The organism is Thermoplasmata archaeon (assembly GCA_036395115.1).
Taxonomy (GTDB): Archaea; Thermoplasmatota; Thermoplasmata; order RBG-16-68-12; family RBG-16-68-12; genus RBG-16-68-12.
Genome location: DASWDU010000028.1, coordinates 39,782 through 59,827, shown reverse-complemented (window position 1 = coordinate 59,827; position 20,046 = coordinate 39,782). Strand labels below are relative to the sequence as shown.

General features: G+C 62.5%; 25 protein-coding genes and 2 tRNA genes. 18 read left to right on the top strand and 9 right to left on the bottom strand.

The annotated features are described in order from the left end of the window. From VF992_06705 to VF992_06695, 3 genes are all read left to right on the top strand, one after another. Nucleotides 1-1,074, top strand: a 1,074-nt coding sequence (locus VF992_06705) for a sialidase family protein (GenBank protein HEX9340842.1), incomplete at its 5' end; no start/stop codon positions are given. 170 nt (nucleotides 1,075-1,244) lie between these two features. Beyond that, complete coding sequence (locus VF992_06700) at nucleotides 1,245-1,808, top strand: DUF488 domain-containing protein (GenBank protein HEX9340841.1); 564 nt, start codon at nucleotides 1,245-1,247, stop codon at nucleotides 1,806-1,808. A 16-nt stretch (nucleotides 1,809-1,824) separates the two neighbouring features. Further along, complete coding sequence (locus VF992_06695; protein HEX9340840.1) at nucleotides 1,825-2,076, top strand: hypothetical protein; 252 nt, start codon at nucleotides 1,825-1,827, stop codon at nucleotides 2,074-2,076. A gap of 5 nt (nucleotides 2,077-2,081) precedes the next feature. Here VF992_06695 and VF992_06690 read toward each other — a convergent pair whose 3' ends face one another. After that, a complete protein-coding gene (locus tag VF992_06690; protein HEX9340839.1) occupies nucleotides 2,082-2,846 on the bottom strand; it encodes an SDR family NAD(P)-dependent oxidoreductase in 765 nt (254 codons plus the stop codon). 192 nt (nucleotides 2,847-3,038) lie between these two features. Here VF992_06690 and VF992_06685 point away from each other — a divergent pair. Then, nucleotides 3,039-3,155: transfer RNA gene (locus VF992_06685), tRNA-Leu, on the top strand. Between the two features lie 78 nt (nucleotides 3,156-3,233). Further along, nucleotides 3,234-4,094, top strand: coding sequence for a hypothetical protein (locus tag VF992_06680; protein ID HEX9340838.1), 861 nt, complete (start codon nucleotides 3,234-3,236; stop codon nucleotides 4,092-4,094). On the opposite strand, the gene VF992_06675 is transcribed toward VF992_06680, so the two are convergent. From VF992_06675 to VF992_06665, 3 genes are read right to left on the bottom strand one after another with little or no spacing between them, the layout of a single operon-like run. Further along, nucleotides 4,091-5,029: an aldo/keto reductase gene (locus VF992_06675; protein ID HEX9340837.1), complete on the bottom strand. Its 939-nt coding sequence runs from the start codon at nucleotides 5,027-5,029 to the stop codon at nucleotides 4,091-4,093. The two genes, VF992_06680 and VF992_06675, sit on opposite strands and share 4 nt — an antisense overlap. A 38-nt stretch (nucleotides 5,030-5,067) precedes the next feature. Next, complete coding sequence (locus VF992_06670) at nucleotides 5,068-5,508, bottom strand: hypothetical protein (protein HEX9340836.1); 441 nt, start codon at nucleotides 5,506-5,508, stop codon at nucleotides 5,068-5,070. Nucleotides 5,509-5,530: 22 nt separating this feature from the next. Then, nucleotides 5,531-6,418 (bottom strand): RimK family alpha-L-glutamate ligase, encoded by an 888-nt coding sequence (locus VF992_06665; GenBank protein HEX9340835.1) that lies wholly within the window; start codon nucleotides 6,416-6,418, stop codon nucleotides 5,531-5,533. A gap of 134 nt (nucleotides 6,419-6,552) precedes the next feature. On the opposite strand from VF992_06665, the gene VF992_06660 reads away from it, so the two are divergent. The 6 genes from VF992_06660 to VF992_06635 all read left to right on the top strand — a co-directional run bounded on the left by VF992_06660 (nucleotide 6,553) and on the right by VF992_06635 (nucleotide 9,681). Then, entirely contained in the window at nucleotides 6,553-6,963 is a 411-nt protein-coding gene (locus VF992_06660) for a RimK/LysX family protein (GenBank protein ID HEX9340834.1), read from the top strand. Between the two features lie 40 nt (nucleotides 6,964-7,003). Continuing rightward, entirely contained in the window at nucleotides 7,004-7,219 is a 216-nt protein-coding gene (locus tag VF992_06655) for an LSM domain-containing protein (GenBank protein ID HEX9340833.1), read from the top strand. A 13-nt stretch (nucleotides 7,220-7,232) separates the two neighbouring features. Continuing rightward, nucleotides 7,233-7,400: a 50S ribosomal protein L37e gene (locus VF992_06650; GenBank protein HEX9340832.1), complete on the top strand. Its 168-nt coding sequence runs from the start codon at nucleotides 7,233-7,235 to the stop codon at nucleotides 7,398-7,400. 2 nt (nucleotides 7,401-7,402) lie between these two features. Then, nucleotides 7,403-8,893: an amidophosphoribosyltransferase gene (gene purF / locus VF992_06645; GenBank protein HEX9340831.1), complete on the top strand. Its 1,491-nt coding sequence runs from the start codon at nucleotides 7,403-7,405 to the stop codon at nucleotides 8,891-8,893. A gap of 56 nt (nucleotides 8,894-8,949) precedes the next feature. Then, the gene (locus VF992_06640; GenBank protein HEX9340830.1) at nucleotides 8,950-9,531 is read left to right on the top strand and encodes a GNAT family N-acetyltransferase; all 582 of its coding nucleotides are present in this window, start codon (nucleotides 8,950-8,952) and stop codon (nucleotides 9,529-9,531) included. Nucleotides 9,532-9,608: 77 nt separating this feature from the next. Further along, nucleotides 9,609-9,681 (top strand) — tRNA-Ala (locus VF992_06635). Nucleotides 9,682-10,005: 324 nt separating this feature from the next. On the opposite strand, the gene VF992_06630 is transcribed toward VF992_06635, so the two are convergent. Further along, nucleotides 10,006-10,467, bottom strand: coding sequence for a hypothetical protein (locus tag VF992_06630; protein ID HEX9340829.1), 462 nt, complete (start codon nucleotides 10,465-10,467; stop codon nucleotides 10,006-10,008). A gap of 446 nt (nucleotides 10,468-10,913) precedes the next feature. Between VF992_06630 and VF992_06625 the strand changes: the two genes are divergently transcribed. After that, nucleotides 10,914-11,090 carry a DUF2080 family transposase-associated protein gene (locus VF992_06625; protein ID HEX9340828.1) on the top strand — a complete coding sequence of 59 codons (177 nt, stop codon included), beginning with the start codon at nucleotides 10,914-10,916 and terminating at the stop codon, nucleotides 11,088-11,090. Nucleotides 11,091-11,299: 209 nt separating this feature from the next. Here the strand turns inward: VF992_06625 and VF992_06620 are convergent, their stop codons facing one another. Next, complete coding sequence (locus VF992_06620; protein HEX9340827.1) at nucleotides 11,300-11,830, bottom strand: DUF6036 family nucleotidyltransferase; 531 nt, start codon at nucleotides 11,828-11,830, stop codon at nucleotides 11,300-11,302. After that, nucleotides 11,811-12,863 (bottom strand): hypothetical protein, encoded by a 1,053-nt coding sequence (locus VF992_06615; protein ID HEX9340826.1) that lies wholly within the window; start codon nucleotides 12,861-12,863, stop codon nucleotides 11,811-11,813. Before VF992_06615 ends, VF992_06620 begins: the two co-directional genes overlap by 20 nt. A 975-nt stretch (nucleotides 12,864-13,838) precedes the next feature. On the opposite strand from VF992_06615, the gene VF992_06610 reads away from it, so the two are divergent. The 3 genes from VF992_06610 (at nucleotide 13,839) to VF992_06600 (ending at nucleotide 15,197) form a co-directional block, all read left to right on the top strand. After that, nucleotides 13,839-14,207 carry a nuclear transport factor 2 family protein gene (locus tag VF992_06610; GenBank protein ID HEX9340825.1) on the top strand — a complete coding sequence of 123 codons (369 nt, stop codon included), beginning with the start codon at nucleotides 13,839-13,841 and terminating at the stop codon, nucleotides 14,205-14,207. 86 nt (nucleotides 14,208-14,293) lie between these two features. Next, on the top strand, nucleotides 14,294-14,641 hold the full coding sequence (locus tag VF992_06605; protein ID HEX9340824.1) for a TfoX/Sxy family protein: 348 nt from the start codon (nucleotides 14,294-14,296) through the stop codon (nucleotides 14,639-14,641). A 91-nt stretch (nucleotides 14,642-14,732) separates the two neighbouring features. Next, entirely contained in the window at nucleotides 14,733-15,197 is a 465-nt protein-coding gene (locus tag VF992_06600) for a DNA-3-methyladenine glycosylase I (protein ID HEX9340823.1), read from the top strand. 58 nt (nucleotides 15,198-15,255) lie between these two features. On the opposite strand, the gene VF992_06595 is transcribed toward VF992_06600, so the two are convergent. Both VF992_06595 and VF992_06590 read right to left on the bottom strand, forming a co-directional pair. Continuing rightward, nucleotides 15,256-16,302, bottom strand: coding sequence for a crosslink repair DNA glycosylase YcaQ family protein (locus VF992_06595; protein ID HEX9340822.1), 1,047 nt, complete (start codon nucleotides 16,300-16,302; stop codon nucleotides 15,256-15,258). Between the two features lie 194 nt (nucleotides 16,303-16,496). Beyond that, nucleotides 16,497-17,471, bottom strand: coding sequence for a fibronectin type III domain-containing protein (locus VF992_06590; protein HEX9340821.1), 975 nt, complete (start codon nucleotides 17,469-17,471; stop codon nucleotides 16,497-16,499). Nucleotides 17,472-17,839: 368 nt separating this feature from the next. On the opposite strand from VF992_06590, the gene VF992_06585 reads away from it, so the two are divergent. The 3 genes from VF992_06585 (at nucleotide 17,840) to VF992_06575 (ending at nucleotide 19,971) form a co-directional block, all read left to right on the top strand. Then, nucleotides 17,840-18,532 carry a dienelactone hydrolase family protein gene (locus VF992_06585; GenBank protein HEX9340820.1) on the top strand — a complete coding sequence of 231 codons (693 nt, stop codon included), beginning with the start codon at nucleotides 17,840-17,842 and terminating at the stop codon, nucleotides 18,530-18,532. 126 nt (nucleotides 18,533-18,658) lie between these two features. Next, nucleotides 18,659-19,384 (top strand): alpha/beta hydrolase, encoded by a 726-nt coding sequence (locus VF992_06580; GenBank protein HEX9340819.1) that lies wholly within the window; start codon nucleotides 18,659-18,661, stop codon nucleotides 19,382-19,384. A 29-nt stretch (nucleotides 19,385-19,413) separates the two neighbouring features. Continuing rightward, complete coding sequence (locus VF992_06575) at nucleotides 19,414-19,971, top strand: DNA-3-methyladenine glycosylase I (protein HEX9340818.1); 558 nt, start codon at nucleotides 19,414-19,416, stop codon at nucleotides 19,969-19,971. Nucleotides 19,972-20,046 lie beyond the last annotated feature (75 nt).

The following is a 20,046-nucleotide window of genomic DNA, read 5'->3' as shown; positions in this document are numbered from 1 at the left end:
GACGCCGGCTGGACGATCGGCAGCGACCCCGTCATCACGGCGGACCGAGAGGGACGCGTCTACCTGGCGTGGCTCGCGTTCGGGCCGACGACGACGGAGTTCGCGGGGTGGGTCGTCCTCACGCGATACTCGGACTTCGGGGCGACGTACGACTTCACCTCGGTCGTGTACGCGGGGCACGACACGCCAAGCGACAAGCTGGGCGGCCCGGGGAACTCGCGCGTCACCGACAAGGAATGGATCGCCGTCGACGACACCGGCGGATCGTGCGATGGCAACTTGTACATGCCGTGGGCCCTCTTCGAAAGCGCCGGCGGGTCCGTCCCCATCGTGTTCCAGCGATCCGTCGACGGCGGACGGTCGTGGACCCCGATCATCCATCTGAGCCACTCGCCGAACTCGCAGAACCAGGGCACCACGGTGGCTGTGGGACCGGGAGGCCAAGTGTACGTGGCATGGGAGGACTTCCGCAAGGACACGATCCTATTCACACGCTCCCTGGATTGCGGGGCGACATTCGAGCCCGAGCGGCCGATCGCCTCGATCGTCCCCGTGCCCGAGCCGCTCCCGGGGAGCCGGTACCGCCTCGACAGCTTCCCGCGGATGGCAGTGAGCCAGACGACAGGCACCGTCTTCGTGACGTGGGCGGACTACTCGACCGGCAACGCGGATATCGTGATCGCCCGTTCGATGGACCTCGGAGGGTCTTGGTCCGCACCGAGCCGGGTGAACGATGTCGCCACGAACCACCAGATCTTCCCCGCCATCACGACCTTCGACGGGCGCGTGGACGTCTCGTTCTACGACAGCCGGAACGATCCGGACGGGAAGCTCCTGGACGTGTACTACGCGCAGTCCGATGACGACGGCGTCAGCTTCCTCCCGAACGTCCGGGTGACGGACGCCCCGTTCGACCCGAATCTCGGGATCACGGCTGGCGGAGGCGCGTTCCTCGGCGACTACAACGGGATCGCCTCGAACGCGGCGGGCGTCCATCCGATCTGGGCCGACAACCGGAACGTCGCCGCGGCGACGCCCCGAGACCAGGACATCTACACGGCAACCGTCTCGTAGACCGGGCGTCGGGTACGGCGCCGGAGACCGATCGGCGCCAGCGCCTGCGAGTCCGCGGCCGAATCAAGGTCCTTCGAACCGCCGTCGAACGGACTCATCGAGATCGTACACCTGCAGCTCCGATAGGTTCGTAACGGGGGATCGTCGTCTCTGACGCGGACAGGATCGCGATGTTCGGGCCGGCCACGGGGGCGATTTGCACGATCGGACATTCCACGCGAACGTTCGCGGAATTCCTCTCGCTCCTCGAGGGACACCGGATCCAGTTGCTCGTCGACGTCCGCCACTTCCCGACGTCCACCCGGGCGCCGTGGGCCACGGCCGCGTTCCTCGGGCGAGAGCTACTGGCGCACGGCGTCGGATACGAACACCTCGTGGACCTGGGAGGCTACCGCAAGCCACGGCCGGACAGCCGGAACACGGGCTGGGAGAGCGCGGGCTTCCGCGGCTATGCGGACCACATGGCTTCGCCCGAATTCGCCGCCGCGTTGGACCGGCTGCTCCTCTCGGCAACGGAGCGACGAGCCGCCATCATGTGCGCCGAAGCGGTGCCGTGGAAATGCCACCGGTCGCTCCTCTCCGATGCGCTCCTCGCACGGGGCGCTCGGGTCACGCACATCCTCGGCCCGCACGCGACGCAACCGCATCGGCTCACGAAGTTCGCGAAGGTCCGCGAAGGCCGAGTCTCGTATCCATCGGCCGTGGGAAAGGTGTTTAAGGCGCCGAGCCGTTGAACGGTCGGAGGAGTGAATGGTCCGCGACGTCCGCTACGATGCGACTCCCTCAATGGTCGTCCAGCGCTGGAGGAGCGCGGAAGACGGGCTCCGGCTCCAGGTCCGCGGCTCCGACGACGAATTCCGGCTCCAGTGCCGGTGCGGCCGATGCCACTGGATCATCCGCGAACAATTCTCCGATGGCAAGGCGCTCCTTCTCCTCACGTGCCACAATTGCGGGACGCGTGCGACGTTCGCGATGGAAGGCGTGACGCTGCCCGCGCCGTGAGCGGATCAGCGCATCGCGTACCCGCCGTCGACGACGAGCGTCTGGCCGGTGATGTACGCCGAGTCGTCGGAGGCCAGGAAGACCACGACGCGTCCGACCTCCTCGGGCGTTCCCCACCGCTTCAGGGCGGGTTCCTCCGCGAGCTTGCGCCGCTCTACATCGGATACGGCTTCCATCGGGCCGGTCGTGATGTTCCCGAGCGCGAGCGCGTTCACGCGCACGCCCTTCGGGCCGTACGCTTGGGCGAGCGCGCGGGCCAGCGCGTGAATCGCCGCCTTCGCCATCAGGTACGAAATCCCGACGGCGTCCCCGGTGATCGCGGGGGTCGAGCCGGTCAAGATGAGGCTGCCGCGACCTCGCTCGACCATCGCCGGGATGGCGGCCTGCGCGACGTAGACGGATCCGAGGAGGTCGACGTCGAGGGGACGGCGAATTTCCGCGGGCGTGAGTTCCTCGAACGGTTTGTTCCACTCCTCGTCGCGGTACGGGTGGCCCGCGAAGCAAGCGACGACATCGAGTCGGCCGAGCGACCGAATCGCCTCGCGGACGAGGCGCTCGCACGCCTTGGGATCTCCGACATCCGCTTGGATTGCGATGCCGCGGCGGCCTAGCTTCTGCGCCCGCTCGACGACCGCATCGGCGGATTCCTTCCCCCGGTTGAATTGCACCGCGATGTCCGCACCTTCTTTCGCCAGCTCGACGACGGCCGCGCGGCCGATGCCTCCGCTCCCTCCCGTCACCAACGCCACTCGCCCGTCGAGGCGCGCCACGGGGACCGGACCCGCGCCCTTTCTATTAAAGCCTCGGACCGCGAACGAAATGAGGGCGAATTCGCATCGCGGGGGACCGACGTCGTTGCGTTGCATCGGGCCTGCCGCGCGTCCATGCGGCCGGAGCCGTTCGGCGAACGCCCGAGGCGACCGAACGTAAAAGGCATTAACCGACGGCCCGATGGGCGCGGCGCGGGGGTAGCCAAGCTAGGACAACGGCGCCGGACTTAAGATCCGGTCTCGCAGGAGTCCGTGGGTTCAAATGCTCCGCGCGCACGCGCGGGGCGGAAATTCCCATCCCCCGCACCACACTCAGCTCTATCCACATGATGATTCCGGGAAAGGTTTATCACGGGGAATCGGCTCGCCGAGCCGGAGGAACGGACCATGAGTCGAACTCGAAAGGCAGTCTACGTCGCCGCTCTGGCGTTTGCATTCGTCGCGTCGGCGTTTGCGCTCGCGCCGGTGCGGGCCGACGTCGAGCCGTTCACGCTGTACGGTGGTCAGAACACCGGCTGGGGGTTCACGAGCACCCCGCTCACGAACCCGGGACCGACCATCACCGTGACCGTGGGCGATACGGTCGACCTCACTCTCCACTCGGTCGACGGCACCGGCGTATTTCACGACTGGTTCGTCGACTACAACGACAACTCCGCCGTGGACACCGGCGAGCCGCATTCGAGCGACTTTAGCGGGAACACCGCTGGGACCTTTTCGTTCACCGCGGACCGCGTCGGGACCTTCACGTATCGGTGCCACTACCATCCGGCCATCATGAAGGGCCAGATCGTCGTCCGGGTGGCGCCGACGTTCGAGTTGTACGGAGACGGCACGCTCGGCTGGGGCGAGGTGAACGGGACGTTCACGAAACCCGGTCCCACGTTGGTGGTCAACCAGAGCGACACGGTCACGATCGATCTGACGTCGGCGGACGGCCAGCTCCACAGTTGGTTCATCGATCTCAACAACGACCGGGTCCAGCAGACGAGCGAACCCCACTCGAACGACTTCGGGGCTTCGATCCGCTACAGCTTCCAGGTGACCTTGGCTCCGGGCAACTACACGTATCGATGCCAGTACCATCCGGACGTGATGAACGGGACGTTCACCGTCCGCGCCGTCGGAGGCGGAGGCGGGACGACCGGAATCAACACGACGCTCCTGATCGGGGGCGTCGTCATCGTCGTCGCGATCGTCGCGGTGGCGGCGGCCGTCTTGATGCGTCGGAAGAAACCCGGGCCCTAGAAGGTGTCGATCCTCAATCGCCGCAGGATCCCGGCCAGCCCCCGGATTTCGCGGGAGTCCAAAGACCAGCCTGCGCCTCCCGCGTTCTCTTCCGCCTGCGAGGACCGCTTCACGCCGGGGATCGGGATCACATGTCGATGCCGGCGGAGCCACGCCAGCGCCACCTGCGCCGGCGTCTTGCGATGGGCCTTCCCGATCTTCCGGAGCTCCTGGACCAGGGGCGCCGCGGCGCGCAGGTTCGCGGGCTTGAACAGTTCCTCGTCGGCTCGGACGCGGTCCTTGGGCCGCTTCCCGCGGTGGTACTTGCCGGAGAGGACGCCTTTCCCGATCGGGCTCCACGCGAGGACGCCGATCCCCTCCCGCTCGCAGTACGGCAAGACCTCCGCCTCGACCTCTCGCTGCAGCATGTTGTACCGCACCTGGTCCGAGACGATGTCGTCTCTCGAAAGGGCGGCCCGTGCTTCCTCCAGGTCTCGCACGCCGAAGTTGCTCACGCCGATGTGGCGGATCTTGCCCCAGCGGCGCAACGCCTCGAGCGTCTTCATCGTCTCCCGCAGCGGCACCTGACTCCAGGGATCCGGCCAGTGCACCTGGTACAGATCGATCTCCCGCACGCCGAGCCGCTTCAGGCTTGCCGCGCACGCCCTCTTGACGTCGTCGGGATGGAGGTGCCATCCCGCGACCTTCGTCGCGAGGAAGACGTTGTCGCGGCCGACGTTTCGGATCGCCTGGGCCATGACGCTCTCCGAGTGCCCGTCGCCGTACGCCTCCGCGGTGTCGACGAGGTTGATCCCCAGTTCGACCGCGTGCTCCATCGCCTTGCGGCAGTCCTCGTCTCGGACGTCGGCGCCCCACGCCTTGCCGCCCGCCTGCCACATCCCCACCCCGATCACGGAGACCTTCGGACCGCCTCGTCCCAAAGTGACGTAGTCCATGCGAATACGCCACGGGCACGCATATGCGGGCCAAAAAGCTATCGCGGGGCGAGGTCGAACCATTCCGGCGGGTGGTCCGGGAGGCGGAACCGGATGAAGCGCTTGTTGTACTTCTCGTGATATGTGTCGGAATCCTCGATCCCCCGGCGGTACGCGGCCTCGAAGGCGGGCCAGTCCCGTGACTCGATCGAACGGGCGATGGGCCCGAAGCGATCCCGCAGGAACGAGCCGATGTCGTCCCGATACTTCGGCCGCGCGACCGCGGCGGTCGTCAGGAGCTTCTCCGATTCCTGCTCCATGTACCGGGCGAGGTCCCAGTTCCCCGCCTTCGCGGCGTAGTAGAGCACCCAGTAGCGGCGGCTGAGCTCGTCCATGAGCCGGGCCATGCCCGGCTGCATCGCCGCGATGTCGTCGACGGTGAGGGTGCCGTGCTTCGTGGCCGCCCGGACGCGCGACCCGGGGATCGGCGCCTCGTCCATGCCGAGGAAACGGTCGCCCCGCTCAAGGACGTTTCGGCGACCCGGCTTTCGCCTTCCCGACGGCGTACTCGACCATCGCCTCCGCCGCGTTGATCCCGGTGGCCTCGAGGAGTCCTCGGAAACCCGGAGACGCGTTCACCTCGAGGACGTACGGCGTATCGCCGCGGAAGATCATGTCGACGCCGCTGATCTCGAGGCCGACTGCCTTCGACGCCCTCACGGCGACCTCCTTCGCGCGGTCGTCGAGGTCCATCGCGATGCCTTTCGCGCCAAGGTGGATGTTCGCCCGCCACTCGTAGTGTGGCGCGACCCGCTTCATCGACCCCACGACGCGGTCTCCGACGACGAGGGCGCGGATGTCCACGCCCGGATTCGGGATGTATTCCTGGAGGCACATGACCTCGCCGAAAAACTTCAACGTGTCGACAATCGAAGCGGTCTCCTCGATGCTCTTGACCCGCATCACCCCGATCCCTTGGGTCCCGGACAGGATCTTCAGGATCGCGGGATAATGGACGAGTTGCGCGGCCTCCATCAGGTTCGGCCGGGAGGCGAGGAGGATGCTGCGGGGTATCGGGATGTCCGCCTGCCGCAACGACTGGAGTGCGAGGAACTTGTTCCGCGCGGTGATGAGGCCGTCGCTCGCGAGTGTCGTGCGGACGCCCATGAGCTCGAGCTGCCGGAGGAGCATCTTGCCGAAATCGGTCATCGATCGCCCGATCCTAGGGATGAGGACGTCCTGTCGTCGGAGCGACGCCCCGTTGTACGTCGCGTCGTCCTCGCCCGCGACGATCAAGCGGACTTCGTCCGTCTTCACATAGGTGGCCTCGTGGCCGGCGTCACGGATCGCCGCGAGGAGCGCCTTCGTCGACCAGTACGCCGCCTTCTTCGAGATCACGCCGATTTTCATGGGAGGCCGCCGGCCAAATGCAGAACCCCGCGATGCGGTTCGCGGCAGAAAAACGTGTCGAGAGAATGAGGCGGTTAAGGATATATCGACGGACGAGTATCGGCCCGGCCGAAGGGAGAAGGCGGGTGCACCCCGTGGTTTCGGACCGTCGACGGAACGTCGCGCGGACGACGATCGGCGTCGTGGAAGAAGTGACGATCCTCGGGAGCAAGGGGGAACTCCGCGTCCTGGCGAGGATCGACACCGGCGCGGCTCGCACGAGCCTGGACACGGACCTCGCCGCCCGCGCGGGGCTGGGGCCCGTCTTCGACCGAGTCCGGGTCCGTGCGGCCGCCGCCGAGGCGCTCGAGGAACGCGACGTGGCCGACGCAAGGCTCAAGATCGCCGGGCGGGAATTCGACGTCGCGGTGGCGATCACGGACCGCAAAGACATGCGGTATCACATGATCGTGGGGATGGATGTCCTCCGCGATTCAGGATTCCTCGTCGATCCGTCGAAGGGCAACGGCCGCGACGTCGACGGCCGAAGTTCGCGCAACCCGTAAACCTTTAAGTAGCGCGCCTCCATGGCTGCGCCGTGGTCCAATGATTAAGCCGCTCTCTCTCCTCAACCAGCGGATCAGCTCGAACGTGATGGTTGAATTGAAGGGCGGGCGCGGGTACCGCGGAATCCTGGACGGATTCGACCCGCACATGAACCTCGTCCTCCGCAACGCGGAGGAGATGCAGGACAACCAGGCCCAGCGGAAGATGGACCTCGCGATCGTCCGCGGAGACAACGTGATCTACATCTCCCCATGAGCGGGTGGGCTTCGTGACGAAGGGGACCGCATCGCTCGGCAAGATGGGACGGAAGAGCGTCCACATCCGATGCCGTCGTTGCGGCAAGCATTCGTTCCACAAGCAGAAAGGGTACTGCGCGTCCTGCGGGTACGGACGCACGAAGCGGATTCGGAGTTTCACCTGGGCGAAGAGGCATTGAGGATGGCCCGCGAGGAAGGGACGTCGGAATACTCCGACCTTCGCCCGACGGAAAAGTGCGGAATCATCGGCTGTGCCGGCACGTCGTCCGTGGCGTCGGACCTGTACTACGGCCTGAGGATCCTCCAGCACCGCGGCCAGGAGTCGGCCGGCCTAGCGGTCTACGACGGCGGCCTGAAGGCGAAGCGGGGGATGGGCCTGGTCCACGAAGTCTTCTCCCACGAGGACCTCGCTGAAATGAGCGGGAATTCGGGCATCGGCCATGTGCGGTACTCCACGACGGGCTCGAGCGTGCTCGAGAACGCGCAGCCGATCGTCGTGAGGACGTCGTACGGCGACATCGCCCTCGCGCACAACGGGGACATCGCGAACGCGGACGAGATTCGGCGGGAGCTGAGCAAGAAGGGCTGGGCGTTCATGACGACCTCGGACAGCGAGGTGATCGTCCGCCTCCTCGCGAACGAGATCGTCAACACCGGCGGCGATGTGCATCGCGCGCTGAAAGAGTTCACCCGGCGTCTCGTCGGCGCGTACAGCCTCGCGCTCATGATCAAGGACACCGTCTACGCGGTCCGCGATCCGTACGCGGTCCGGCCCCTTTGCATCGGGGAAGGGGACGGTCGGATGATGATCGCGTCGGAGAGCGTCGTGTTCGATACGCTGCCCGGATGGAAGTTCATCCGCGACCTGAAGCCCGGGGAAATCGTCGAACTGCGCGCGGACGGCTTCGAGTCGATGCGCCTCCCACATCCGAACCACACGGCGCACTGCATGTTCGAGTGGGTCTACTTCGCGCGGCCGGACAGCGTCCTCGACGAGCGCCTCGTGTACGACGCTCGGGTGAAGATCGGGGAGCAACTGGCGAAGGAGCATCCGGTCGAAGCCGACATCATCGTCCCGGTGCCGGAGTCGGGCCGGGCGCAGGCGCAGGGATACGCGCAGATGGCGGGGCTTCCCCTCGTGGAGGGCCTAATCAAGAATCGCTACATTGAGCGCACGTTCATCATGCCGGACCAGCAGGATCGCGAGATCGGCGTCATGCTCAAGTTGAACCCCATCCGTTCGGCGGTGAAGAACAAGCGGATCGTCCTGATCGACGACTCCATCATCCGCGGGACGACGCTCCGGAAGATCGTGCAGATCCTGCGGCAGGCCGGCGCGAAGGAGGTGCACGTTCGCATCGGCTGTCCGCCGATCCGATTCCCGTGTTACCTCGGTATCGACATGAAGACGCGGGACCAGTTCATCGCGAACGAGAAGACCGTGCCGGAGATCGCGGAGTTCATCACCGCCGACTCGCTGGGATACTTGTCTCTCAAGGGACTCATCGCGGCGCTCAAGCACTCGCGGGACGACGTCTGCCTGGGCTGCCTCGTCGGCGAATATCCCGTTCCGATTCCAGGGGAGAAGCTCCGGCGGGAGAAGCCGTTGGAGATGTTCGCGGAGCCCGCGCGAAAGGCTCCTCCTGCCAAGAAGTCGAAGGCGGCGGCCTGATGGGTTTCGACACGACTGTTCGCGCATTCATCTCGAACCCATAGGCGAGGGCCACGGTGGCGTACACCACGCGCGAGCTGAGCGCTCGAACGTTCGACGATTTCGCGGTGTTGGCGGTCCAACAGGGGCAGTGTTGGTGCATCTATTACCAACGGCCGAAGCCGATTGGACGCGGGTTGTCCGGTGAACAACGCAAGGCGCTGAATCGGACCGACAAAGAGGCGCTCGTCCGCGAAGGGCGGTCCCACGCGATCCTCGTCTACGATGGCAAGAGTCCGGTCGGATGGTGCCAGTATGGAAGACGGGAGGAGCTCCCGAGGATCGATGCGGGACGGAACTACCGCAAAGTGGCCGCTCCGGACCCGACGGAGACGTTATGGCGAATCACGTGCTTCTTCGTGGCGAGGAGCCACCGAGGGAAGGGAATCGCCAAGTTCGCGCTGCACGCGGCGCTGGAGTCGATCAAGAGACAGGGAGGCGGAGTCGTTGAGGCGTATCCCGTCGTCTCCGAAAGAATGGCCGCCGTGCCGGAATGGCGATGGTTCGGGACTCCGGGGATGTTCCGGCGGGAGGGCTTCAAGACCGTCGCCCGCCTGGGGACGAGCGGAGTCCTCATGCGTAAGATGATCTCTCCCTAGCCAGCGAACTCCGCTTTGGGAGTGCGGGAACCTGCCCGCAAGAGTTCATATCCCCTCCTCGAATACACACCGCTCGCGGGCCGGTAGATCAGCTGGAAGATCGCTATCTTGGCATGGTAGAGGCCGTGGGTTCAAATCCCACCCGGTCCACTTTTCTATGGAGTGGGACATTCGAAAGACCTGAGGGTCACTTAAGAAGGGACCTCCTCGAAGCGGTTCCTCATGGTATTTGACACTATAGTCAGGAAACCCAAGGAATCCTGCGGCCTCACCACCGAGACGCAACCTCATCGGGCCCGGGAACGCGCTCTCTTCCATTGAACCAGCCAGGCATCCGCCAAACATACGCCATCCACGGCAGGCCGGAGCCGGCCCGTGAACGATCTTCTCGACCTCGTCGACCTCCAAGCGGTTCGCGGGATCGAGAGAGATTCGGTTATGCGTCGCTCTGAAGCTTCCAGACTTGGCGACGGACTAGGGAAAGTCCCGGTTTTCATCGGTGTGGCCACGTTGGCCAGGCTCAAGTCCGGCGACAAACCTCTCGACCTGGCGTTCCCTTTCACCAATCGCTTCCAACGTAGCCTTGAGGCTCGACTTGTGATATCCGTCTGAGTCGACAATACCCAAGAGATACGCATCACCTTCGTCATGACCGACCGCAATCACGCGCGACTTCGCGTTACCCAGGACGACCCGTGACATGCGGGAAGAGAGCCAGTTAGCCAAGAGACCCGCATAGACAAGCGGGATCGCATCGTCCGCGAGCTGATAGGGCAGCTGTCTTTGCCCTGACGGCGCCCACATCGCATGGAAGACATCGGATTTCGAGTATCGATCCTCCGGCCAATAGTCCGGATTAGCAGCCCAAGCGAAGTCAACATCCGCTGAATCATAACGGCTCGAGCCGCACAAGTAGAGTTCGTAGCCGACGCCCACGAACGGATCCGAGATTCCAAAGTACAGACCCCTGATCTGCGGTTCGGGGGGCTCGTCCTCGAGAAGAGAGCTGAGCCAACTCTCAATATGGCGGAGATCCGACGGGATGTCGAGCCTCCTGAGAGAGTCCCATGCACGGCTTCGAACAACATCACTACATTCATTGATGAATCGGTGAAAGCCTGGCTCAGGCTCAATGTCTGAGTACATGAGTTCCAAGGCGCGCAAGAAGAGCTGCTCGAACACTCCGTCTTGGGTCGTCCCTCGATCCGCGCCCATTCCAGGTCTCTAGAATGTCTTTTCGATACAAATAAGATGTCAGCCTTCCCGATCTCCAGAGCAGTGCAGGCTGGGACCACAATCTGGCGGCTACCCAGACTCATGCCTCTCCCTTCGTCTCGTCCTCTACAAACAAGCCGACAAGACCATCCACGAACGCCAACCATATGCGAATCGAAATCCGAAAACGGCGGGAGGCTCTCGCCGCGCTTGATGAGAAAGGGAATCCACTCAACGTCGCCCTTACTGAAGTGAAGAATTATGGGCGCGGAAACCAGGTCTACCTACCCAAGGAGTGGGAAGGACGTAAAGTCGTGGTCGTCGACATCACCGAGCTAGAGTGAACAGTGAACGAGCCGATTCCGATCGGAATCCCGTTGCCCCCCGGACAGTCCGCTGGAGGGTTGTTGAGGCCGCAAGGGCGCGGTTGCAACCGCAAGAAAGACCCGGTCCGCGCCCTGTCGAGACTGAACCACGCCTACCTGATCATACAGTACGTGTCACGATATTGACTCGACACCCTTTAGGGACAGACCGTCTGCCGATTCGCAACCTACTTGGAACCGAAGAACCGACGAAGGGCGTACTCGACGTTCGATCTGAAGAGTTCCTCGTTGCCGACGTAGGCAACCCTCTTCGCTCTCTTTGCCACGGCAGATTTCGAGATCTTGAACTCGCGAATGCAGGCTTCGATGTCTTGCTCATCTCGCTCGTCCAGGCGACCGATCTTGGTTACGATGACATCCACTGGATGAAGCGCTCTCAGATCGATGTTCGTCAGCTGCTTGATTGGTTTGCTCCTCGCGAGATAGTCCGAGGGCAGGAACTGGGTGAATACTTGACCACCCGGCCAAGTGTCGACTTTCATCCCGTGCGGGATGCCGCCAAGCGCCCGCTTGAAGGCCTCAATGTCTTCGCCTGGGCCAGTGAAGTCAATATCTCGCGTGGAAGGCTTGACACCAAGGAGCGTCAGCGCCGTGCCCCCGGCGGCGACCAACACAATTGCACGGGACAACTCTCTGCCAACCAACCGAAGAAAGTCCAGCAGGCTGGAAGGATCGATTTCAGGCTCTTTTGAGGGCATTAGAGGTCCTCATCATCTCTTCGATGCTCCTACCATCGGTCTTGATTTCCTTGACACCCGACTTCTCCAAGATCCGCAAGACGCTTTCAAGATCCTTGTCACGCTCGTGTTTCGCCAAGGCTCTGAGGAGCCCGAAGAGCTTGCTTTGCATTCCATATTTCTTTGATAGGAAGAGGATCAACTCGTAGTTAGGCGCATTCTTGGCAAGAAGGCCTGGTATCGCCCTAATGCGTCTTGCATCTCCTCGCAAGAGCAGGGCGATCACGACGTACTCAATCCCGAAGTCTTGACCTTCCTTAATCTGAGGGCCGAACTCAGTGTATCCGAATCGGGCAAGATTGTACAGAAGATTCTGTTCCGAAATCTTGAGAGGATTTGTCTCATCTTCATCGAATCGAATCTGAATTCCACGTGCCCAAGCATTTCTGATCTGGTTCCAGAAAAGATCAGGAGCCAGCAGGGTGGTGTGCTTTGACAGCATTTCCTTGAGCGGATTCTTTTCTTGTGCGGCTAGCAGAGATCGAAAGCGATCGTCGTCCAAGGTCAGAGCGTCAATCCGGATACCCAGCCTACCTTCGGCCTCCTCAAGCTTCCCCTCGAACATATCGGCTGACGCCCTATTCCAGGCCCAGTCTGGAAGTTGAATGAGGAGTTCCGCGCGATTGAGCTTAATGTTCCTCTCGGCATCAATTAGCGATATCGGTCCGAGGTATGAGGCGTCGGAAAACGCATCGTACAGCCGTTGCAGCTCCTCCCGCTTCTCGAGCAGAGTGTGCCTTCTGCGCAACTCCATCTCGGACAGTGAATCAATGGTTCCACGGTTCTTGAGATCGAGCGAGACTAATGATATGTTCCCGGTTTTCTTGAGGTGGACAACACCCTGTTTCTGCAGACTCATGAGCGCCCGGTAAGTGTTCGCATAATGGGCGGTACCATGCAGACGGCGGATTTCCCTGGTCAGTCCACTGATCGAGAGTTCCCTTCCAGGATCTCGCGACAGAGTGTCAAGGATTCTAAATTCTGTCTCATCCATGTGGATCTATTCCTCTGCGTGTCCGATGACTATGGTCTATCTGATATAATCCTATAGCATGACGACTATAAATCCCTTGCCGAGCGGTTCTAGGCCAGCACCGAGTCGTCTTCAAGACTCCACCCGAGCGACAAACCCCAGATCCGACGAGTGTAGCAGACATGCTGGCACAGGTCCGGTTGGTGTTCTGGGTTCAAATCCCACCCGGTCCACTATTCTACGGCATCCGGGCAAGATCCGATAATGCATGAATGAGGGCCGAGCCGGGACGATTCTGGGGACACTTCTATCATTCGGGCGGAGCTCGGCCACGCGGGATGGTGGCCGCGGGAGCTCTCCCGGCACGAGATTTCCCCCGGGCTCTGGAACCGTTCAAGTTCCGGCCGCGAAGACGACCTTTCGCTGAAACTTCCTTGGCCGTGGGGGACCGATCCGCGTACTCCTTTAGGTCGCGGAGCAATTCCGATTGTGACCGTGGAAACATCTCGTCCAACGACCTTGGCTCGCCATCCTCAAAGACGACGTGGGCGTGATGCTTGATACCAAAATTCGTTATGGCCGTGAGGATCGGGATGACGTCCCGGCCCTTGGACGCGAGCTCGTAAGTAATTGCGCCACTCCGAACTCCGTCGGTCACGCGAATGAGGAATCCTTCCTCCTGCAGTTCCTTCAAGCGCATTGTCAGGATCCTAGGTGTCAGGCCGGGGCTGTTTCGCAGCATGTCACTAAAGCGGACATGCTCATGAAAAGCAACGTCTCGCAGCAGCAACAGCGCCCACTTCCGCCCAAGGACCCCGAGACTCGCGTGGATGGGGCAGGCTTTAGGCTGCACCGTAGGAATCGCGAAACCTCGTGGGGTGAGCATGAGTTTGTCCCGCATCAGGACCACTATCATCCGATTCCCTTCAGGGCTTATATACTTTTGATACAATGCTCCCTCGGGGCTGCCAAGCGGAACCCGAAGGAGGCAGGACGATGGGAGAAGCGCTCAAGGTCGTGAACAAGCTCTATGAGATGACGGACGGGAAGAAAACGAAGGGACTCGAAGATCTACTGGCAGAGGACATGTCGTTCGCTGGCCCGGTGATGAACGCAAGCGGAGCGAAGCAATACATCGCAATGAACGAACAGCTCCTCCCTTCTCACCTCCAAACCCGGATGCAGAGCCAGTTCGAGAAGGGCAACCAGGTCTGCTCGATCTACGAGATGGATCTGAAAACCCCGTCGGGCACCGTTATTACGCTCCAGATCGCTGACTGGATTCGAGTCGCCGAGGGCAAGATCGTGGAACAGCGGATATACTACGATCCTCGCGAGTTCGCAAAGGCCTTTGGGATGCTTTGAACTCCGGCCAGCCGCGCGCGGTGGAGGGATTCCGACTACCTCATCCGAGCCTCGTTTCCGCCTTGCGGACCCAAGGGATGATAACTGTGGCGTACGAACAACGACTCGCCGACCGGGTTCGACGAATCCTTCGACACGAGCCTGACATCGCGGAAAAGGAGATGTTCGGCGGACTCGCCATCATGCACCGCGGGCGGATGGTCTTGGGGATCGTCAGAGATGAATTGATGGTCCGGGTCGGCCCAGAGAACTACTCGGAAGCGCTAAGACATCCTCATACACGTCCTATGGACTTCACGGGTCGACCGTTGCGAGGATTTGTGTTTGTCGCCAGCAAGGGCCTCGGCGAGGATGATAACCTCAAGGGGTGGATCGCGCTAGGCCTGTCGGGGGTAAAGCCCACAACGCGATTGAGCAGAAGCAAGAATCGATGACGAGGAGCATTCAAGAATGGGCCCCACTCAAGGCGGGGCGAGGACCGATGCGAAGGTAGGCATAAATAGAGCGAACATGGTCGCAGTCCCCATGCCGGGATGGAAAGCGGTCCCCCCGAAGGACGACCACGGGTACCTCGACCTGATGTCCAGGGCGATCTTCAGCGCGGGCTTGAATTGGCAGATGGTTGAGAAGAAGTGGCCCCACTTTCGAAAGGCGTTTCGTGATTTCTCACCCGAGAAGGTCGCCCGGCTATCGGAGCGCGACATCCGGGCATTGCTGCAGGATCCAGGAATCGTCCGGAACGAAAAGAAAATCCGCGCGACGGTCGAGAACGCCAGGACGATTTTGGACTTGGCGAAGGAACACGGTTCGGTGAAGGGGTACATCGCCGGCTTTGGGAAGCGCGAAGGGAAGCTCCTCGAGGATCTCCAGTACGAGTTCAAGCACATCGGCCCCGCAACCGCTCGAGTGTTCCTCTGGTCGGTCGGATATCCCCTTACTCCCACGGAGGATGAGGAGCGGTGGATGAAGGGCCATCCGGAGCACGATTAGCGACAAACACAAGGTGCGATGGCATCGTTCTCGAGGGAACGATCGGTCACCGCGCAACTCAGAGGGGCACATCGCCCGTCGACCAACGGACCTCCTTCCTCGCCGATTCGATGGGCATGCCGGAGACCTCCTCCTCGACTGCGGCTTTGACTTCGGGTCCCAACGGTCGCCAAGCTCGCACGGTGACTCGGCCCACCTGCCGACGCCAGGTACCCACGATCTCACAGTTCAGCATGAGCGCACCCGGCCACACGGACTTGGGCCACAATTCGGATCGAAATCGTGGCTCCGGTACGAGCAATGCCCGGTCTGCGGACGCCAGATACGGGTCTCCGGGCGGCAGCAGGCGCACCGTTTCGACGGGCACCGCGCGTTCCAACCTGGAGCGGTCCGTCCGAAGGACCCACCGTTTCCGGCCTTCGAGTTCAACCTCGCTAAGTTCCTCTTCGAGAGAACGGAACGTCTGCTGCGCGTCGGAGAGCTCTCCGCGTGTGGATGGGCCAAAGGATCCAGCCCACCCGCCCGACCACCACATGAATTCCCGGGGCGTCGAAGGCCCAACCGACCGCAGGAACCGACGCGCGAGCTCGAGGCGGGCCGGTTCCGCCGCCTCGGTCGGAGGCTCGACAAGCCGCCAGGCTGTCGAGGCTCCATCCCACTCGATCCTCAGCGCCCCGGTCATCGATGCGATTCTCAGCTCGCGGAAATTCACCCCCGCTGCTCGATCCGAGAGGACGCGGCCCGGTTGAGCCCCTTGGGCGCGGAACGCGCGCCTTGCTCTTTCGGAGGCGGCGCTCACAGAAGCTCGCAAGATGGAATTGCGCGGCGACCGACCCAGAGTGAAGACGGCCACATCGTGAGCCGGCACGACGTACACGGCGCCGCGAGGGCCCCAGACTTGGACGAACCGGGGATCCTTCCAGGCGGACGGCGAGACATCTCTGACGCGCGCGTGGAGCGCCAAGACGGCGGATCGCGGAGCGCTATCTTGGAGTCCTGCAAACGCGGCCTCAACGAGTCGTCCCCGCGGCAAGCGCGTGTGTAGGTACGTCGCGCGTCGCCGGAACGCAAGCACATTCTCGCGGGTGATTGAGAGGATGGCCATCGTGGACAGCAAGCAAACCGAATGGAATGCGCCGCATTAAGTCAGCTATTCAACTCCCGCCCGGTTGGCCGCACGGCGAAACATTGCGTGGGCTCTGCTTCGCGCGGCCCGTTGGAAGAGCGAACCGGAGCGCCGGACCGAGACACGTTGGATGGCTCGCCGATCGTGATCGCACGACACGCGTTCGCGGGACTTCAGCTCAGGTCGATCGTCAACGTGGCCGACGCAGATTCGTTTCCGGCCGTGTCTACGGCGACTACGGAGATCGTGTTGACGATTCCGGCCGTCCCGTAGAAGACGGTCTCGCCGCGACCGACAGTCTGAGAGACCAACACCCCGTTGTCGTAGATGTCGTATCGGATGAACTCCGGAGGCGCGAAGTCGTCCGTGGACTGCACCCAGAACAACCAGATCTCTTCACCGAAGACGAGACCGTTCGTCGTCAAACCCGTCACCGCAGTCGGAGGCGTCGTGTCGTCCGGATTCTTCGGTTCCGTCTTGACGGTGAGGGGTTCGCTGAACGGAGACCAGTTGATCCCGTTGTCTCGAGCCTGCACCGTGAAGGTGTATGTCGTGTCCGGGGCGAGAGTCTTGATCGTGGCTGACGTGGTCGTGCCCGCCCAGAAAATCGGCGTCCCGTCGAGGAACACCGTGTAGAAGACGAACGGACTATCGTCCGTGGACGAGAACGACAACGACACGTGAGTGGGACCAATGTCGGTCACGGTGACGATGGGCGCCGTCGGCGGCGACGTGTCGCGGGGCAGCGTGACCGTCACCGTGTTGCTCCGGCTCGAGCTGAGTCCGACGAGGTCCACGGCGTAGGCGTAGAACGAGTACGTGAATCCTCCTTCCAACCCGGCGAGGAAGACCACGCTTGTCGTGGGGTGGGGGACCCAGAGACCCGCGCCGTGGGACCCCTGGACGATGTACGAGGCGACCCCCGAGTTGTCCGTGGACGGGTTCCATGCGAGCGACACGCTGAACGACGTGACGTTCAGGACCTGAAGGTCCGTCGGCGCCGTCGGCGGCGTCCGATCTTTCGGTCCGCCGCGAGCCGACGCGGGATTCGATCCGACCGCCATCGCCGCAAGAAACAGGACCGCCGCGAAGCCAACCGCGATGACCCACAGCACTCGGCAACCGGACGACGTGGAGCGGCATTCCATGTGACCCACCCGGGCGGGATTACTATCCGTCTAGTAGATAATCGTTGGCCCCAATGAAATCCGTTGCACTCCGGGAGTAATCTGACAAGAGCGACCACCGAGAGTCATATGGTCTTCCTGAGCTGCAGAAATGGAGACCATATATGCCTAAATAGCACTCGAGCGAGCGCGCGCTCCGAGCCGACCGCCATCTCGTGGGCCGGGCGTTGGAGCGACCCGGTCGGCCGGTCAGAGCCACCGACTGAGGTTCGAGGCTCAGTCCCATCCGCCTCACTCTGGGTCTGCGCGAGGAAGCGTCGACTCGAGCGTTAAGACTTAAGGACAGATCCCGGATTCAGGAAGCTCCGCCTGGCAAGGAGACGTGAAACATGGGAATGGTTGAGCTGAAAAGCGACGAGGGGTCAGTGAAGGGATATTTGGCGGTCCCAACGAAGGGCAAGGGGCCTGGCGTCCTCGTCCTCCATGCTTGGTGGGGGTTGAACGAATTCTTCAAGGAACTCTGCGATCGCTTGGCAACGGCCGGATTCGTCGCGTTCGCTCCCGACCTGTACCGCGGCGCGACCGCGTCGACAAGAGACGGGGCCAAAGCCCTGATGTCGAAACTGAGTGAGAAGGAGGCGAGCGAGGAGATCGTAAGGAGCGTGAGGGCCCTTCAAATCCATCCCGGCGTGCGGGGAAAACGCCCCGGAGTCATCGGTTTTTCGTTGGGAGCGTTCTGGGCTCTTTGGTTGGCGCAGGAGCTCCCCGCGGACCTGGCTGCCGTCGTCCTCTTCTACGGGACCAGGGAAGGCAACTACGAGCGGGGATTTGCCGACTCAATGGCGGCCTTCCTGGGTCACTTCGCGGAGACCGACGAATTCGAATCTCCCGCTTCCGTGCAAGAACTCGAGAAGCTCCTCCGGACCAGCGGAAGGGACGTCACATTCTACACATATCCTGGGACGTCGCACTGGTTCTTCGAGGAGGATCGACCCGATGCGTACAACGCAGCCGCCGCGGATCTCGCATGGCAGCGGACGCTTCAGCTCCTGACCCGCCACCTCGACACGCCGAAGGCGTAAGGGGTCGGATTCAATCTCATCGGCCCCATCGACGATGGAACGGTACGTCGCGATCGGCCGAGACCGCCACCCGCTCCCTTTGGGCGGCGCAACCATCTTGGCATGGCTCATGTATCGGCCTCGATCGTGGTCGAAGAAAGGTGGGCGCTAAACAGGGAGGTCCGGATCCACTTTCTGGACAGCGATCAGGAGGGGACAGGATCCAGGACACCGATCGTGTTCGTTCCGGGGGTGCTCGGATCCGCCGAGGACTGTCTCACCGAGATGCAAGCGTTCGCGTCGCGTCGATGTGTGGCGATGAGCCTTCGCGGCCGGGGGTTGAGCGACGCGCCGGAAACGGGCTACCGATTCGAAGATCACGTGGCCGATATCGAGGCGGTGGTGACGACGGCCAACCTTTCGGGTTTCTGTCTGTGCGGCTATTCGGTCGGGGTGGCATACGCCATCGGATTTGCGTCTGAGTTCCCCGAGCTCCTGCGAGGCCTGGTCCTGATTGACTACCCCGCCCGATACCCGGCGTTCTCGGAGAGTTGGGTCGAGCGGGCGAAACCGATGATGGACGAATCGAAACGGCACGCGGCGGTCGGGCTTCAACGCGAAGCGGCGGAGAGACCCCTGTGGGGCCTTTTGTCCAAGATCTCGTGTCCGGCCTTGGTCCTCCGTGGCGGCCGCGAGGATTCCCTGCTCTCTCCGGAAGACGCGAGGAAATACGAAACGCACCTCAGGACAGCATCGATTCAGGTCTTCCACGACGCCGGCCACGAAATCTGGAAGCCCGACAGCAGTCGATACTTGCAGTCGCTTGAGAAGTTCGTTGAGTCGGTGGACAGTCTCTACGGTAGGCGGGAGTAGGGGGTCCTCGAACGACGCGAGGGGCTTCGATGAGACGATGCGAGTGGGCAGCCCGCGACGTGCTTCTACAGGTGTACCACGACACGGAGTGGGGGTTCCCGGAACACGACGACCGCAAGCTCTTTGAATTTCTCGTGCTCGAGGGCGCTCAGGCGGGCCTTTCCTGGCTGACGATCCTAAAGAAGCGCGAACACTACCGGAGAGCGTTCGATGGGTTCGATCCCGCGAAGGTCTCCCGGTACGACTCCAGAAAGGTGAAAGCGCTCCTCGAAGACGATCGCATCGTCAGGAACCGGTTGAAGATCGAGGCGGCCGTCCGGAATGCGAAGGCGGTACGGGACGTCCAGAAAGAGTTCGGGAGCTTCGATGCCTACATCTGGGGGTTCGTCGGTGGGAAGCCAATCGAGAACCGCTGGAAACACTTGCGGGACCTTCCGGCCAAGACGGAGCGATCCGACGCGATGAGCCGCGACCTCAAAGAACGGGGCTTTAAGTTCGTTGGATCAACCACGTGCTATGCATACATGCAGGCCATCGGCATGGTCAATGACCACGTGCTTCACTGCTTCCGACGCGACGGACCCTGAGCAGTCATCGCCTTATCCCGTTCGATGGCGAACGCGGACATCGATGACCGTTTCCCAGAGGCTGTGCTCCGACCT